The organism is Candidatus Francisella endociliophora (assembly GCF_000764555.1).
Taxonomy (GTDB): Bacteria; Pseudomonadota; Gammaproteobacteria; order Francisellales; family Francisellaceae; genus Francisella; species Francisella endociliophora.
Window position 1 is genome coordinate 1,042,015 of the sequence record NZ_CP009574.1, and the last position, 18,310, is coordinate 1,060,324.

An 18,310-nucleotide genomic window follows, 5' to 3' on the forward strand; every position below is an offset into this window, starting at 1 on the left:
CTTATATGTAAATACAAATAACTTTAGCAAAAAAGTATATTAACCTTCTTCCAAATGAGCTAATAGTTTAACATCATGATTCACCTTCTCTAGCTCATTGTCTGCAACCACAACTATTTTTCTAACATCGTGAAATTTTTTTGACGGTGAAACTAATTTAGTTTGCTGCCTATCAAATGATAAATATTTAAAAGTCGAAACCAACCTCAAGAATAAAACTTTAAACTCCTCATCTGAAAAGTTATGACTATAAAGATAAAATGATTTACAAAAATTATATTTAGCTAAAGACTTGTTTCCTATAGATATACCAAGCATATTGAACAAAACAGTATACTGATCACAGCCATAACCAGAGTAAACACTGGACATTAGAAGTAACGATCCACTCCCTCCAGATAACCGAGGATTAATTTCAATTAGCTCTACTTCTTTATCTTTATTCACAACAAGTTCTGTGTGATTAACTCCTGTTGAGATTTCTAATACATCAAAAACTTTAAATATTTTTTGTTTTATCACATCACATACAGGATCATAAGGATCAACTATAGAAACTCCTGAAAAATAAGCATCTCCTGAGTTAAAAAAAGATTTATCATATTTAAATATTGCTGTGACAATATGCTTTCCTTTAAATGAAACTGTATCAACCACATATTCATCGCCTTGCAGAAATTCTTGAGCAATATAAGCTTCAAACTTTTTGCCAGAAATATAGTGTCGCTGATCAAAAATATCTTCTTCTATATCTTCAATTCTAGTATATAAATGAACTCCTGCACTACTAGATCCATACAAATATGGTTTAACAATAATAGGAAAATTAAAGTACTTAATCTTCTTAAGCTGTGACAAGTAATTATATTTAGTCAGTATAAGCTGATTTTGCTTAGATAGATTTTTTGTCTTCAAGTATTCAAGCATCTCAAACTTATGATCTCTTAAACTTGCTTGTTCACCGTTCTGATATTCTGGCAAAAACTCTTTAAGTAAGCCTTCCGCAATATGGCTACTATCATCACTACCATTTAGAATATATCTAATATTTGCTTTTTTAGAATTTTTAAAACCTACGACTACCTGATAAGCTGAGTCAAAACTATCAATATATACAAAGCTATCATAATCATATGATAATATTTTCTCAAGATTCACATACTTATCATTATATATAAGAGTAAGTATATACAGACCTGTTTGCTTAAGCTTTTCATAGATATAGTCACATGAACTAAATGGATCAACAATTACAATAGCATCCATAATATCAACCTAACCAAAATTCCATTCAAAACCAGTTTTAAGAACTTTTGTATTACGATATTGCGCACCATTAAATCCTGTAAGCATATCCGTATTATCAGCCATCTCCCCTGTGAGATTATATTGCCCTTCAACTAATAAACCAAAGTTATCAGAAACATTGTATTTAGCTCCTGTTCTCCCACTAGCGAAAGCTGCAATTCTAGATCCTGAATCATAAGCTGAGCCCATGTTATTTAATTGATATGGATTTGCTCCCAAAACACTTCCACCATATAGCTCTAATTTATCATTCCAAATTTTTTTAATCAGTTTTGCTTCATGAGTATAAAATTTTGTGTTCTTAACATCTCCTCGAGACCCTTGAGCAATTAAGCTTGTCGAACTTGTATACGAATCAAAAACAAGAGAATCAGTGATGTTAAGTGCTGTAGCTGATGTTTTATCTAAAAATTCAGAAGCATTCTGCCTATCCATAACTTCATTACCACGCTCTGAACTTGGACGATAAAAGAAGTTATTCGCAGTAACATAGTATTTGCCTGTATTTGTATTAAGCGTGTTATCTGAGTAAGCACTAAAAAAGCACACTGACAACACTAAAAATAGTAGCTTTCTAGCCATAAACTTCTCCTTTCATAACTATATTTATATTATCATAACTTAACAAATCATAGTGATATTAAAAAAATTTAATTAGACAATTAATACATTAAGTACTAAATTATAATTTATATATTTACTTCACCACGTTTGAGATGCAAAAGGTTAAGTTGCTACTAATTCTTTTTTTAGGAGTTAGTTTTTATTGTTATGAATTCTTTCTGAGAATACTAACTGGTGCTTATCAAGAACAAATTGTTGAACATTTTAATTTAACAACACATATTAGCTTTTCATTTCTAGTATCTAGCTACAATATTACATATCTTCTAATGCAAATACCCGCTGGAATGCTTCTTGATAGATATGGAAGTAAAAAAGTCCTTATTGGGGCTACTCTACTTTGTGGTATTGGTAATATTGTATTTATATTAGGAGGATATGAATTAGCTTTATTTGGTAGATTACTTGTTGGTCTAGGCTCATCATTTGCCTTTATTGGAGTACTAAAACTTACCTTAGAAAATTTTGAAACTAAATACTTCCCCATTATAACCAGCTTAGTAATATCTTTAGGGACTCTTGCAGCTGCATTTTCACAGAACATTAGTGTAATAATCTCTCACTACGATACATCTTGGATAAATATATTTATTTACTCTGGAATTGCCGCAATTCCATTAGCAATATTATTTCAACTAATAATTCCTAGTGACACAGAATCCTCAAACTTAATGCCTAAATTTAGCGAAATTATCAAACGAAGCAAGGAGATTCTCAAAAACTCTCTTATTTGGAAAAATGCGATTTGGGCAGGACTTTTATATACTCCTACCGTAGTCTTAACATCTCAGTACGGTGTACTATTTTTCAAAGAGTCTTATGGATTTGACACCATATTCTCAACAACTATGATTACAGCGATATTTATTGGTTGGATTATTTTCTCTCCAATTATGACTCACTTATGTAATAAAATTGACGGAAGAAAAATCATCTCAATATCAATAATAGGAATTATGTTAGTTTCAATACTAATATGTAGCCAATATATGAAAAGTTCTGCTTTAATGCTAGCATTTTTGTTTGGGGTTTTCTCTGCATCTCAAGTTTTAGTATGGTATTACTTCAACAAAATTTGTCCAGCAAAATTTGCAGCTGTAGGTATAGCTATCACGAATATGCTTATAACTTTAGTTATTGAACTTGGGCAACTTGGTGCTGGATTATCTATAGATAGCGGAGATCATTTTGGTATTCAAGCTAGCACGAGCATAACTATAGCGTTTATTATTGTACTAATATTTGCTTATGTAATTATGAGAAGTATGGCAAAAAAGCTTACTGAAAACTAAATTTTAACAAGGTTAGCAATATCAGCTAATAAGATTTTCTGACCAACATCAGATCCGAAGTTAACAGTGTAAAACTCTTTCGATCCTTGAGCTTGGGCTTTTACAAATACACCCTTCCCAAAAACTTTATGGAAGACTTTATCTCCAGCTTTGAACTTATTTCCTTTAGAGTCATTTGATTTAAGAAAATCAAAAGCAGACACACCAAAGTTTGACTTTTGTTTTACCTTTTGTCTAGCTGGCGAAGATGTTTGAGCTTTGCCTTCATTAATATGCTCAGAACCTATCTCTGTCAGAAAACGTGACCTTACCTGAAAACTACTGCGACCAAAGATATTTCTTACTTGAGCATAGCTGATAGTTAGTGCCTTCATTGCTCTGGTTATCGCCACATAAAATAATCTTCGCTCTTCCGCTAACTTCTCTTGGATTTTCTTTGAGTGCGTACTATCATAAGCCTCTTCTGCATTAATAATTGAACTAGGAGGAAAAACTCCTTCTTCTACAGCAACGATAAACACATATTTAAACTCAAGCCCCTTTGAAGCATGAACAGTCATAAGTTGGACACTATCTACAGTCTCATCTGCTTGCATATCTCCAGCCTCTAACACTGCAAAAGATAAGAAATCTTGTAGAATATCTGTATTATCATCAAGTAGTTCAATTTGTGGCTCAAAATCTTTTGCCGCACTTATAAGTTCTTTTAAGTTATCAATTTTTTGGCGATCTTTTTCAGTATCCTTTTCTTCATAAGATGCTAAAAGTCCACTTTCATTTATGACTATTTCTAATAGTTTATCCAAGCTTAGCTCACTTATCTGAAAAGCTATACCATTAATAAGCTCTATAAATTTAAGAAGCAATCCAGCAGTTCTCTTAGTAACTAGTTCTTTTTGAATTACTTCGATAGTTGCCTGCCAATATGAAATACTATTTATCTGCGAAAAATTACGAATAATATCTAAAGTTTTATTACCAATACCACGAGTTGGCGTATTTATAATTCTTTCAAATGCAAGATTATCATTATTTGTAACAGCCAATCTTAGATATGCAAGAGCATCCTTAACCTCCGCTCGATCAAAGAACTTAAAGCCACCGTAAATACGATATGGAATACTACCGTAGATACAACTTTCTTCTAGTACACGAGATAGATAGTTAGAGCGATACAATATCGCAACATCACTATAGTTAACACCTTGCGAATGTAAGTTACGGATTTTTTCAATGATATATTTAGCTTCATCACGCTCATTAACTGCACAATATACTTCTACTTTTTCGCCCTCTTCTTCAGCTGACCAAAGCTCTTTTGACATTCTATTATCATTATTTTTAATAACTGAATTTGCAGCTTTAAGGATATTTTTTGTCGAACGATAGTTTTGCTCTAACTTGATAATCTCGACAGCATTTACATCTTCTACATAGCTATGAATATTATCAACTACCGCGCCACGCCAACCATAGATTGACTGATCATCATCACCAACCGCCATCATATAATTATTATCCGTGATAAGAAGCTTCAGCCACATATATTGAACTTGGTTAGTATCCTGAAATTCATCTATCAAGACATATTTGAACAACCTCTGATAGTATTTTCTAAGCTGCTCATTAAGCGAAAAAAGCTCATACAAATACAAAAGTAAATCCGCAAAATCTAAAGCATTATCTAGCTGTAGTCGCTCCTCATAAGCTGTATAAATATGAGAATAATTGACATCATATTGCTGAGCAAGTTTATTACTACGAATAGCTTTATCTTTTTGTTTATTGATAAAGTTTTGCAGAAGTTTGGGTGGATATTTCTTATCATCAAGATCTAAGCTTTTAATAACTTTTTTGATTAGTTGTGCTTGCTCATCTTGATCGAGAATTCTAAAGTTTTTGTCCAAACCCAGTTCATGAGCATGCTTACGCAGAAGCCTATGAGCAATACCATGAAAAGTTCCTATCCACATACCAAATGTAGATATTCCAAGCATATTTTCTACTCTTTGTTGAATTTCTTTAGCAGCTTTATTGGTGAATGTCACAGCTAGTATATTCTCAACTGAAATTCCTTTATCACGACACAAGTGTGCAATTCGTGAAGTTAGGACTTTAGTTTTACCACTACCTGCCCCTGCTAGTATTAAAGAATTACGATTATCTAGTAGTACTGCTTTTTTTTGTGGATCATTTAATCCTGATAAAAAGTCATTATTTGACATTAGAATAGTCTGTATTTATATATGTTACAAATATTTTATCAAAAAACTATTCACTATTGTGAGCTTTCAAAGGTTAGTTTATATGCATAAAGACTCTGAGTTACAAATATTAATGTGACAGCCAATAACACTCCTACTGCTATACCGGCTTCTTGAAATATGAATCCAAAGATACTAATGAATAATACTAATAAAACTATCAAGATCATTGAACTACTTACAACAAATATATTTTTACCGAGATAAAGAAGTGTTGGCGCAGCTAAGCAACCAGTCATAATAACACATTGCATTATTATAAATATTATTAAAATATCATCTCCAACAACATAGCCTTTTCCATATACTTCCAATATATCTTTGCCAACAAGACTCACCCCTAAGATCAACAAAATACTTAATCCACCCATAATGATAAGGTTTTTATTGAATATATTTCTCACTCCCAAAAGGTCTTTATTATATATAGCTACAACTATAGGTGCTAATGTTAGAGACTGTATACATGCTATAAAGTTATTAGCTACCAACTGTGAAAAAGATGCTGCTGTCGCAAAAATACCCACACTTGATTCATTTGCTAGAAAAACTTCTGCTCCAATTATTGCCAAATAAGGAATAGTCATCAAAGCTAAATTATACGGCAAACCTGATAATCCTGATTTTAACCATGTTTTATACCTTATTTCTTCTCGTTTAGAGGCAAATACTCTTACTTTCCACACTAATAAAGTAAGCATTACTATAAAGGCTATCAACCATGGAATCATAAAAAATAGTATGGCAATATATGATGTCCTAAAAATCTCATCAAAAAACATTAAACAAGCAAGAAAAAGCATTGATAGATTAACTAAAATTTTAAATAAAACATTTGCAAGAATTGGTTTAAATAAAGATATAAACACCCTATAGAAAAAGAAAGCCAATGCCATAATAGGTATAAAAATCACAGCAATAAAAACAGGATGCAGATTCTTAAACATAAAGATATTTTCAGAAGCCCAGTACCCAATAATCGCTATAATATAATAAGCAACTGTTGAAAATGTTACCACACAAAAAGCATATAAAATAAAAGCTTTTATCTGACCATTTTGCTGAGCTTTAACAGACTTAGCAATAATATTTACAGCTGTAACATCTGCACCTAACAAACATACTATATAAGCCACTGATGCAACACTATATGCCGCTGAAAAATCTCCAAAATCTTCTGGGCCAAGGTACCTAGCGACAATAACGGTAGCTAGAAAAAAAGCTATTGACGATAATATCTGTATCGCAAATAAAGTTAGGCCTCTACCCATACGGACTCATAATAATAAAAATAATTGATATTAGTTTGTAGCATTTCTTTTATAAATTCAATTATTAAATAAATCAAAATTAAATATAATTAGGAAGACTTTTCAACAGATATTCTTTTTGCTTCTAAAGGTATACTTATGCCAAGCTCTATAAGCTTTTCTATAATAGCAGTTCTAAGCTCTGTCTCGATGGTTAATTTATCTCTTCTATAACAAAAAGCTCTTAGAGTAAAATCATGTGTATATTTACTATACCCCTCGAATGTAACATAAGTCTCAGGGTACTTTAGGATATTACTATTTTGGCTAGCAACTTCTTTTAAAAGCTCCGGAATTTGTTTAATATCTTGATCTAATCCAACGCTAACACTTATAGCTAATCGAGTAATAGGGTTAAAGGTTTCATTATTTATAGTATGACTCATAAATAAACTATTTGGTACAAAGCTCACTTTTAAGTCAAAATTTTCAACTATAGTTGACCTTAATTTAATTTTTTTAACTTCACAAATATCTCCATCAAGCTCTACCCAATCACCAACCTTAATTGGTCTTTCAACCAAAAGCATAAACCCTGCAAAAAAGTTCTTCATTAAGTCTTGTAATGCAAAACCAACACCTACAGAAAGACCACTTATTATAAATGCTAAAGCTGTACCACTTATCCCTAGTGATGCTATAAAAAATACTAGCGAAACTATAGCCCCTATATACCACACAGCAGTAGATATTGCTTTTTGTGTGCCCATATCAATGCTCGTATATGGAAGAATATTTCTTGAAAACACTCTTTCTAAAATTTTTGATATTGCTAAACCAATAGCCAAAACAAGTATAGACTTTAACAACTCGGAAATAGCAAAATAATTATTACCAGCAATAGTAATTCCATTGAAAAATATCACATAAAAGAAATCATAAATCTCTTGATAAGGAATGCCCAAAATTACAAGAGACACAACAGTAGCAACAACTATAAAAAATAGCTTAATTAAAGTTCTAATCCAATACTCTGCTAGAGTCTCCTCTTCATTACTCTTTAGCCTATTTAGAAAAGCTATCCTATAAGTACCCTTATTAATAACTTTTGATGCTATATAATGCAAAAGAATAACAATCACACTATATATAGAATACGCTACAACAGCCACTACGAATATTTGCAAGAAATTAACTAATATCCCCATAGCTAGACTATTTAAGCCTACAAATGTCAGTAAACAATACAATAGGGAAAATAAGACTATAAAAATTCTTAGGAAATTAACCCCTTTTCTTTTATTAACAAAAGATGCTAGCCCAAAATAAATAATAACAGCCATACCTAACTGGACTACTGCAATTATAAATGAGACTAATGCATTTCCATGAGGTCCAAAAATGGGCTGGATAATAGTTATGGCAGAAAAGAAATTAACACCTTGAATAAAGATCAAGAGCATCAACATAAATACATAACTTTTAAACCAAAACAAAAGTTTATTACCCAGTGTAATTCTTAAAAACCTTAAAAAGATTACTAAACTATTTTGCAATATAAAGTACACACATATCGTATAAGCCGCAAAAAACTCTTCTATTCTATAAAATTGAAAAAGTCTACCAAGAATTACGACTAATATGGTAGCTACTAGGACATTCCAAAATACTCTCAGAAAAAAGCTAAGACTGGTGATAATAGCACGATATTTTACAACTTTTCTTCTTGCTGCCTTTAAACTCGCATAAAATGCTACTGAACATAGCTTATATATAAAAAAGACTAAAGCAATTGATAGCAAATATTTAAGTGAAGACACAAAACTAATATTATATTCAATCTCTCCTATGCCCTTTACCCAGGAATCATATTTACCTAGAAAATCACCCTTTGTAAAAAAGTCTCTATTCCTAGCTTTAATTCGAATATCAGAAATAAGTTCCAAATCATCAGTCAGTCTTTTTTGTGCATCAGTAACATATGATAATGCTTCCTTTGTCTCCAAATATGACTCTACTAAAGCATCATAACGTTTTTGTACAATTTTTGAATGAAACTCAAGGCTTTTATACTCTTGGTCGGTCTTACTCATTTGTTGAGTTGGTTGAGATTTTATAACTGCCTTATAAAACAAATTCCCTTCTAAATCATGACCTTTGTTATCATTGTTTAGCGAAATATACTGTCTCAAGCTATCTTTTACTCTACGCAACTGTTTCTTTAGTTCAGACTCTATCGAAGATAGCTGATTATACTGACTCAAAAGATCTCGCTTATAATTAGAAAGCTTTACATCAGATAAAGACTTTTGCTCATAATTTTTCTCAATATAAGACTCAAGACTAGAACCCTCTAACATGATAGTGCTAGCTTTATTAATATACTTATCTACAGAAATAGACTGGGAGAATGCAAATCCAGAAAGTATTAGTAACCCTAGAATGATTTTTACTAATGCTTTCATATAACCGATGGTATTAGGTTGTAGAACCAAATAGTGCTTTTGTAAAATCTTCTGCATTAAAAACCTGAAGGTCATCTATTTTTTCACCAACGCCAATAAACCTAAGAGGTAATCCTAGTTTTTTCGCTATAGAAAAGACAATACCACCCTTGGCCGTACCATCAAGTTTAGTAATAGTAATACCTGTAAGGTTTACAATTTCATTAAATGCTTCTGCTTGACTAAGAGCATTACCTCCAGTTGTTGCATCAACAACTAGCATAACTTCATGAGGAGCTGTATCATCTACTTTTTTGATAACTTTAACGACCTTTTTAAGCTCCTGCATAAGATTATCTTTATTGTGAAGTCTACCAGCTGTATCGGCAATAACAACATCGACACCTTTTGATTTAGCCGAGCTAATTGCATCATATATCACAGAAGCACTATCTGCCCCTTCATGTTGATATACAACTTGAGTATTATTTCTATCTCCCCACTCTCTGAGCTGCTCAACTGCTGCAGCTCTGAAGGTATCACCAGCTGCAAGCATCACAGACTTACCCTCAGCCTGGAGTTTTTTAGTAAGCTTGCCAATAGTTGTAGTCTTACCAACTCCGTTAACACCAACAACGAGGATTACATAAGGTGTTTTATCAGAATCAATTTGCAAAGGCTGCTGAGATGGTAAAATTATCTCAGTAAGTTTCTCTTGGATTATTTCATTTAGCTTATCTGCTGTTTGAAGCTCATTTCTGGCAACCTTATCACGTAAATACTCAACTATCTCATCAGTTGCTTCTACACCAACATCCGCTGTAAGAAGTTGCATCTCAATATCCTCAAGAAGCTCTTCATCAACTACCTTCTGACCCATCAATATTGTGCCTAGACCGCTACCAAATTTATTAGCAGTTTTTGATAATCCTGATTGTAATCTTGAAAATAGTCCTTTTTTATTGTCCTGATTTTGTACTTTTTCTACAACTGAAGTACTTTCTGTATTCTTCTTTTTCTTAAAAAACATTTTTTATTACTCTGGAAAGTTTAATAATTAGATAAAATTAATCAAAATACTTATCTCTAAGTTTAGCTATTTTTTGATGTAATGGATCAAACATGCTTACAATATTCTTCGACTTAATAAAGTGAACCTCTCCTTCAAATGCAATTTCGTCTCCAGCTTGGGCATATACTTCTAAAAGCTTATAACGCAAATCTATATTATTAGGATCTTTCTCTAAAGAGTCTTGTATTGTAATACTCGCCTCTACATACTTTTCACTTTCAAGAAATTGTTCAACAAGTTCATTTATATATTGAAGCTCTTGTTCTGCTTGATACTGAGTATCAATCTCTTCGATTTGGCTTTCATCATCTTGAGATTTGTTAACAAGACTATCATCTGTATTTGTCTCAAAAACTACACCTTTTTCTGTTTTTACAGCAACATTTTTTTCTCTATTATCATATAGATTATGCTCATGAGAGTCTTCTTGATACTCTTCATCATCTAGTGCTGAATTATCATGCTCATTCAAAACCGGTCTTTGAGGCTCAGATGTCCCAACATTGCCAAAAAAGTCAAATTCTTCTTGAGGTCCATGGTGAGCATCTCTAGACCTATAAAAGTCATTATCTGAAACTACTGGAGATATTCTCGACATTAGATGATCTCTTTTTTTCTTACCAAGAATTTCTTTCTCTTGCTCTCTTTTTATACTCTTACTTTCCCAAATTCTTTTACCAATGAATACTACAGCGATTAGTATTACAATATATATAATAAGTTTAAGTAATGTACCTAAAAATGATCCCGAACTAGAACTACTTCCATCATCCGATGCAGTTTCTTCAATATCATCAGAGTTTATTTGAGTATTTATGTCACTACTATAAGTTTGTACCTGACTATCATCTCCTGGAACCAATGCTGGCACCTTATCTTGACTTATTACACTAGGACTTGAAGCTGTATCATAGTCCTGATCAGAGTTAGATGATACCATAGAGTTATCACCTAACTTTGAGTCTAAGTTAGTTTTACTATCAGAATCAGTGTCACTAGAATCATTATATGATCCTTGGATCATTTGATTTCTAGTTAGAGTTAAACCATCCTCAACTTCATCTTTTGTAGTTGGAACAGCTAGCTTATCACCTATTTTTATCCTATTATCTACTATCCCAGGGATCTCTGATTTATTTATCCCCTTAATTGCATCTGTCATCTCAGATGTACTAACACCCTTTACCGAATGGTTTTTTGCTATTTTATATAAATAGTCATTTGATTTAACTGTATAAATCTCCATTGAGAAAGCTGACTGTATTGCAACCACAGCAATACTAGCTATAAGAATTTTATTGATACCTTTTAACATTTAGCACCCTAACAAATATATTGTAAACAAAGACTAGAAAATTATAGCATATTTTTTCAGCTTAAAAAGTATCTGATTTTAATGCTCTCTTGTCGCACTGAAAATAATATCTGGATTCTTATCTTGTGCTAGCTGTAGATTTACTCCAGTTGGAGCTAAATATGTCAAATATCCTGCACCATCATACGATAGATTTGCCTGATATTTATTTTTAAAATCATTGAGCTTTTTCTCATCATCGCAAAATATCCAACGAGCTAGAGCAACATTGACACCTTCATACGAGCACTTAACATTGTACTCACTTGCTAAGCGTTGAGCTACCACATCAAACTGAAGTACACCAACAGCTCCAACAACCAAATCATTTGATATAACAGGTTTAAACACTTGAGTAGCACCTTCTTCAGATAACTGCACTAAGCCTTTTTGTAGAGCTTTCATTTTTAGAGGATCATTTAGTTTAACTCGTTTAAAGATCTCTGGAGCAAAGTTTGGTATACCTTTGAACTTCAGCTTCTCTCCCTGGGTAAAGCTATCACCAATCTGAATACTACCATGATTATGTAAACCTATAATATCCCCAGCATAACCTTCCTCAACTTGCTCACGCTCGCCTGCCATAAAAGTAAGTGCCTTTGATATTTGCATATTTTTTCCAGTTCGCTCATGATAGATTTTCATACCTTTTTCGTATTTACCCGAACAGATTCTAAAAAATGCGATTCTATCTCTATGCTTTTCATCCATATTTGCCTGGATTTTGAAGACAAATCCAGTCAACTTTTGCTCGTCTGCCTTAATCCGTCTCTCATTAGCCTCACGCCCTTGTGGTGCTGGTGCAAAATGTGTAAAACCATCCATCATCTCTTTAACACCAAAGTTACTAAGAGCTGTACCAAAATATACGGGTGTAAGTTTACCTTCTAAAAATTCTTTTTCATCAAATTCATTACTAGCGCCACGGACTAGTTCAATTTCCATCTCAAGATCATCATAAAGATCCGCACCTATTGCATCTTTTGCATTTGCTAGACCTTTTATTTTTTTATAAGGATGTATTTCATGACCATGCCCACCTTCAAAGAGAGTTACCTCATCATTATATAGATCATATACACCTTTGAAAAATTTGCCCATACCAATTGGCCAGTTCATTGGGGCACACTTGATCTTCATAATATCTTCAACCTCATCAAGAAGTTCTAGAGGATCTCTTGTATCACGGTCAAACTTATTCATAAAAGTCAAAATCGGTGTGTCACGTAAGCGACAAACATTCATTAGCTTAATTGTTCTATCCTCAACACCTTTAACAGCATCTACAACCATCAAAGCTGAATCAACCGCAGTAAGAGTACGATAAGTATCCTCTGAGAAATCTTCATGGCCAGGTGTATCAAGTAAATTCACTACACGATTGTTATAAGGGAACTGCATCACTGAGGTCGTGATAGAGATACCTCTATCTTTTTCCATTTGCATCCAATCAGATGTTGCATGAACACCACTTTTTTTAGCTTTTACAGTACCCGCTGTCTTAATAGCATTTCCGAATAAAAGCATTTTTTCTGTAATAGTTGTTTTACCTGCATCTGGATGGGAAATAATCGCAAAAGTTCTACGTTTTGCAATTTCTTTTAAAAAATCGCTCATTTTATACTCTTAATATAATGTTTCTAAATATAAATATTTTAATGAAAGAAGTTTACTAGAAAAGTGTTAGTTTTAAAAATTAAAATGATTATCTAGTGTATGGTATATTTGCTTTTCTATTTCAGATATAGATAGAGAAGCATCAATCTCAACCGCATGATTTGACTTTTTCACCAGATTTTTAAAAGTCTGTCTCGCTCTATCAAAGAACTCTAAACCTGCTTGCTCAATCCTATCAGGATCGCCAACTTTTTTAGCTCTCTGCAATCCAACTATAGGATCAATATCTAAATATATGACTAGATCTGGCTCACATTCAGCAACAAAATGCTTATTTAAAGCCTCAAGCTTAACTAAACTTATGCCTCGGCCACCGCCTTGATATGCCATACTAGACCAATAGAACCTATCCGACACAACATTTAATCCTTTTTCTAAACTTGGTTTGATTAAATTTTGAATATGTTGAACTCGGCTTGCATACATAAGCAAAAGCTCAGTATCTGAATGTACTGATTCATCTGCATAGTTTTTTAGAGTAAGATTCCTAATATCTTCGGCTATTTTTGTTCCACCTGGCTCACGAGTATATACTGCACCCAAATTCTTTTTCTCAAGATATTTTTTAATAAAGTTTATCGCTGTGCTCTTACCAGCACCATCAAGCCCCTCTATAACAATAAATTTACTTTTCATAAGCTACTCTCTAAACTACAAACCCTACTATACTTGCAGACAATAAACTAACCAAAACAGCTCCATACAAGATTTTCAAACTAAATCTAGCTATCTTAATAGAGGCTTCCTTATTTAAAGCTTGAACAGCTCCAACAATAATACCAATCGAACTAAAATTTGCAAATGACACTAAAAACACTGAAACTACCGCTTGTGCATGTTCTGATAACTCTTTTGAATGCTGTGCTAGCTCTTGCATTGCTACAAATTCATTTGTAACTATTTTTGTACCCATTATCTGACTGGATAATAATATTTCATCTCCGTGAATATTTAAAACCCAAGCTAAAGGATAAAAAACATAACCTAAAAGCTCTCTAAACGTTATACCAAGCAAAGAATGAAAAACTCCATCAATTAAATTTAAAAGAGCAATAAATCCTATCAACATTGCACAAACAATCACTGCAATTTTAAAACCATCAAGTAAATACTCTGATAACACCTCAAAGAAACTTTGCTTTTTTGTTTCATAGTCTTGATGAAGAGCACTGTAGTCTAAATTAGGATCTTTTTCATATGGATTAATAATATGCAGCACAAAAAAAGTACTCAACATATTTAACACAATTGCCACACAGACATACTTTGGTTCAATAATAGACATATACGATCCAGCTATAGCCAATGATACAGTTGACATTGCTGTTGCAGCCATTGTATATAAAATATTTGATGGAAGGTGACCTATAATTTTTTTATAAATTAAAAAGTTCTCTTGTTGACCCACTGTTAGAGAACTGACAGCATTAAAAGACTCTAATCTACCCATGCCGGTAATCTTCGTTAAAACAAATCCTATGCTTTTAATGATTAGCGGAAGAATTTTAAAGTATTGCAGTATACCTATAATCCCAGAGATTAAAACTATTGGCATTCCTACATTAAAGAAGAACACAAAACCATTTTTCTTCATATCAGACAAACTTCCAAATACAAAAGATGTTCCTTCATGTGCGTTTTGAAGTATGTTATCAAAACCGCTGGAGATTAAAGACACAAGTTCTATACCTTTAGTTGACTGCAATATGAAATAACAAACCAACAATTGAAAAAGTAATATTATAAAAAGACTTTTATATTTAATCTTTCTTCTATCACTGCTCCAAATCAAAGCTAATACAAATACGGTTACAAGACCTATTAAGAGATATAAACCTTTCATTAACATTTATTCTCCTATAAATTATATAATTAACCCAACAATATTAGCTGATAAGAAACTAACCAAAATTGCCCCATATAAAATTTTTAAACTGAATTTTGCTACTTTTATAGAAGCTTCTTCACTCAAAGCTTTAACAGCACCGATAATAATCCCAATAGATGAAAAATTTGCAAAAGAAACTAAAAATACAGAAACTACCGCTTCAGTATGTGTAGATAAATCTTTTGCATGCTGTGATAACTCTTGCATTGCCACAAATTCATTTGTAACTATCTTTGTACCCATTATCTGGCTAGATGTAAAGATTTCATTACCATGAATATTTAAAACCCAAGCAATAGGATAAAATATATAACCCAAGATATCTCTTAACGATATACCTGCAAAGCTAGAAAAAATACTATCTGCTAAGTTAAGAATAGCTATATAGCCAAGTATCATAACACAAACAATAATTGCTACTTTGAAACCATCTAAAATATACTCAGATAACATCTCAAAAAAGCCCTGTTTCTCAAACTCTTCAACCTGTTCTGTCAGAAATTTATAAGTTGTTTCTTTGCTTTTTTCATAAGGGTTTATTATGTTTAAAACAAAAAAAGCTCCAAACATATTCATAATAATTGCCACACAGACATACTTTGGATCGATTATAGTCATATATGCAGCTGCAGTTCCTATCGAAACAGTTGACATTGCAGTTGCAGCCATTGTATATAAGACATTTGAAGGCAAGTATCTAATTATCTTTTTATAATAAAGGAAATTCTCTGATTGACCTACACTTAATGAACTTAGAGCATTAAATGACTCAAGCTTACCCATACCAGTAACTTTAGATAACACTGTACCAATCGCAACAATCAAAAACTGTAATACTTTAAAATATTGTAAAATACCTATAACTGCAGACATTACAACAATTGGCATCGCAGCATTAAAGAAAAATATGAATTCTTTCTTATCTGCTAAATCTCCAAAAACAAAAGAAACTCCAACATGTGTACTAGCTAATAAAACTTCAAATCCTTCATTAATATAGTTAATGATATCAATCCCAGCTGAAGTGCTTAGCATAAGTTTTGCAAGCACAAGCTGAACGACTAAAATAATTATTAAATTTTTATACTTAATACCTTTACGGTTATTACTCCAGATATATCCTAAAAGATATATCACAAACAGACCTAAAATAAAGTACAAAGATTTAATAATCATGCCTATGCTCTTGTTCTTGATTAAGTAAGTTATCTAAAAGACCACTTACACCAAATCTAAAGTTTTTTGGGGTTACAAAATTGCTAGAAAGTATATTATCAGCTAACTCAATATATTCAACTGCTTGCTGATAATTCCTTATACCTCCAGATGCTTTAAAACCTATATTCTTATTATTTTTTGCTATTGTTTCAAGAATCACTTTAGCAGCTTCAGGTGTTGCACCTATAGGAGTCTTACCTGTAGAAGTTTTGATAAAATCAGTCCCCGCATCTATGGCATCTTGAGAAACTTTTGCAATTAAATCAGTAGAAGCAAGTTCCCCTGATTCTATAATCACCTTTAAAGCTTTATCTTTGCAAAGTTTTTTAACCTCAGACATCATTTTAACAGACTTCTCAGATGAGCCATTATCAAGATAATCTTTATAATCGATTACTAAATCTATCTCATCTGCACCAAGATCTAATGCTTTTTGAGTTTCCACAAGTATTTCTTTTATGCTTTTATCTCCTGCTGGAAAGTTTACTACTGTTGCGACTTTAAAATCTTGCCCAAGCTGTTCTTTAACAACATGAATAAACTCTTTAAAAACACAAATTGCAGCAACTTCTCCTAATGAATTTCTTGCTTTAGCGCAAAGCTTAACAATATCTTCATTTGTATCATTATCACCAAGTTGTGTTAAATCCATTAATGAAACAATTTTTTGCTTAGTTATCACTTTTCATTACTCCAAATATCGATTTACCATAATCTAAAGGCTCAACACCCATATAGTCAGCAATACTTTGCCCTATATCAGCAAAAGTATCTCTAGCACCAATGAACTCTGACTCAATATTTTTACCCCAAAGTAAAAATGGTACACATTCTCTAGTATGATCGGAGCCTGGAGCTGTTGGGTCACAACCATGATCTGCTGCTAATACAACAATAGTGTCCTCATCTAGCTGATTATCTAAATCAGGAATTCTCGAGTCCAAATATTCTAACGCCTTGCCATAGCCTTTAACATCTCTACGATGTCCGAAACTCGAATCTAGATCTACAAAATTTGTAAATATAAGCGTATTTTTATCAGCAGAAGTATATTCTTTGATCGTCATGTCAAATAATTGCTCTAACCCTGTTGCCTTAACTTTTTTACTAATCCCTTGATCTGCATAAATATCTGCTATTTTACCAATTGAAACTACCTTACCTCCAGCTTTACATAGCTTATCAAGTAGCGTTGGTGCTGGTGGTAGTATAGAAAAATCTTTACGATTTCCAGTTCTTACATACTCATCTGCTGACTCACCTATAAATGGCCTTGCAATAACTCTACCGACTTTCATATTCATGTCATCAAGAATCTTACGAGCAATATTACAAATTTCCAGCAGTCTCTCTAAACCAAAGTAATCTTCATGTGCAGCTATTTGAAATACACTATCTGCTGAAGTATATACAATAGGCTTTTTAGTAACACAGCTTTCACAACCATATTTCTTTAAAACCTCTGTACCAGATGCATGACCTGCATCAATAAAACCATCTCTAAGATCAGCCTCTTTAACCCAACTATCAATAAACTCTTTATCAAAACAGCTTTGATTTTCCTTAGGCGTAAAATAGTACCAGTCAAACATAACAGGTACTCCAGCCAGCTCCCAGTGTCCACTAGGAGTATCCTTGCCTCTGCTTATCTCAGCACAATAGCCATACTTCGCATTTTCAACATTATCAGAATCCGCAATATCTTGAGCTAACTCACGACATCTATTATATTCAGCAGCTTCTTTAAGACCTTTTCTTGATAAATTTGGCAAACGAATACTTATACCATTTTTACTAAAATACTCTACAATATGGCCTAAAGTATCTGAACCTTCATCCCCAAACTCAGCAGCATCAGGAGCTTGACCGATACCGAATGAGTCAAACAGTAATATTACTACTTTTTTATTTTTCAACAT

At 32.5% G+C, this 18,310-nt stretch carries 14 protein-coding genes; 1 reads left to right on the forward strand and 13 read right to left on the reverse strand.

What is annotated here, in order from left to right:
- Window positions 1–39: 39 nt before the first annotated feature.
- Both QI37_RS05225 and QI37_RS05230 read right to left on the reverse strand, forming a co-directional pair.
- Complete coding sequence (locus tag QI37_RS05225; RefSeq protein ID WP_040009175.1) at window positions 40–1,266, reverse strand: ATP-grasp domain-containing protein; 1,227 nt, start codon at window positions 1,264–1,266, stop codon at window positions 40–42.
- A 9-nt stretch (window positions 1,267–1,275) separates the two neighbouring features.
- Window positions 1,276–1,890 (reverse strand): hypothetical protein, encoded by a 615-nt coding sequence (locus QI37_RS05230; RefSeq protein ID WP_040009178.1) that lies wholly within the window; start codon window positions 1,888–1,890, stop codon window positions 1,276–1,278.
- A gap of 134 nt (window positions 1,891–2,024) precedes the next feature.
- Between QI37_RS05230 and QI37_RS05235 the strand changes: the two genes are divergently transcribed.
- Complete coding sequence (locus QI37_RS05235; RefSeq protein ID WP_040009181.1) at window positions 2,025–3,224, forward strand: MFS transporter; 1,200 nt, start codon at window positions 2,025–2,027, stop codon at window positions 3,222–3,224.
- Here the strand turns inward: QI37_RS05235 and QI37_RS05240 are convergent.
- The 11 genes from QI37_RS05240 to QI37_RS05290 all read right to left on the reverse strand — a co-directional run bounded on the left by QI37_RS05240 (window position 3,221) and on the right by QI37_RS05290 (window position 18,310).
- Window positions 3,221–5,449: a UvrD-helicase domain-containing protein gene (locus QI37_RS05240; protein WP_040009183.1), complete on the reverse strand. Its 2,229-nt coding sequence runs from the start codon at window positions 5,447–5,449 to the stop codon at window positions 3,221–3,223. The genes QI37_RS05235 and QI37_RS05240 overlap by 4 nt on opposite strands.
- Before the next feature lie 53 nt (window positions 5,450–5,502).
- Window positions 5,503–6,759, reverse strand: a complete 1,257-nt coding sequence (locus QI37_RS05245; protein ID WP_040009184.1) for an MATE family efflux transporter — start codon at window positions 6,757–6,759, stop codon at window positions 5,503–5,505.
- 89 nt (window positions 6,760–6,848) lie between these two features.
- Window positions 6,849–9,260 (reverse strand): mechanosensitive ion channel domain-containing protein, encoded by a 2,412-nt coding sequence (locus QI37_RS05250; protein WP_040009186.1) that lies wholly within the window; start codon window positions 9,258–9,260, stop codon window positions 6,849–6,851.
- Window positions 9,217–10,212: a signal recognition particle-docking protein FtsY gene (ftsY, locus tag QI37_RS05255; RefSeq protein ID WP_040009187.1), complete on the reverse strand. Its 996-nt coding sequence runs from the start codon at window positions 10,210–10,212 to the stop codon at window positions 9,217–9,219. Before ftsY ends, QI37_RS05250 begins: the two co-directional genes overlap by 44 nt.
- A 37-nt stretch (window positions 10,213–10,249) precedes the next feature.
- Entirely contained in the window at window positions 10,250–11,569 is a 1,320-nt protein-coding gene (locus tag QI37_RS05260; RefSeq protein WP_040009190.1) for a LysM peptidoglycan-binding domain-containing protein, read from the reverse strand.
- A gap of 78 nt (window positions 11,570–11,647) precedes the next feature.
- Entirely contained in the window at window positions 11,648–13,225 is a 1,578-nt protein-coding gene (locus QI37_RS05265; RefSeq protein ID WP_040009192.1) for a peptide chain release factor 3, read from the reverse strand.
- Between the two features lie 72 nt (window positions 13,226–13,297).
- Window positions 13,298–13,921 (reverse strand): dTMP kinase, encoded by a 624-nt coding sequence (tmk, locus tag QI37_RS05270; protein ID WP_040009195.1) that lies wholly within the window; start codon window positions 13,919–13,921, stop codon window positions 13,298–13,300.
- A 10-nt stretch (window positions 13,922–13,931) separates the two neighbouring features.
- Window positions 13,932–15,134: a NupC/NupG family nucleoside CNT transporter gene (locus QI37_RS05275; RefSeq protein WP_040009198.1), complete on the reverse strand. Its 1,203-nt coding sequence runs from the start codon at window positions 15,132–15,134 to the stop codon at window positions 13,932–13,934.
- 15 nt (window positions 15,135–15,149) lie between these two features.
- Window positions 15,150–16,349 (reverse strand): NupC/NupG family nucleoside CNT transporter, encoded by a 1,200-nt coding sequence (locus QI37_RS05280; RefSeq protein WP_040009203.1) that lies wholly within the window; start codon window positions 16,347–16,349, stop codon window positions 15,150–15,152.
- A complete protein-coding gene (deoC, locus tag QI37_RS05285) occupies window positions 16,339–17,043 on the reverse strand; it encodes a deoxyribose-phosphate aldolase (RefSeq protein WP_200883209.1) in 705 nt (234 codons plus the stop codon). Before deoC ends, QI37_RS05280 begins: the two co-directional genes overlap by 11 nt.
- 19 nt (window positions 17,044–17,062) lie before the next feature.
- The gene (locus QI37_RS05290; protein WP_040009205.1) at window positions 17,063–18,310 is read right to left on the reverse strand and encodes a phosphopentomutase; all 1,248 of its coding nucleotides are present in this window, start codon (window positions 18,308–18,310) and stop codon (window positions 17,063–17,065) included.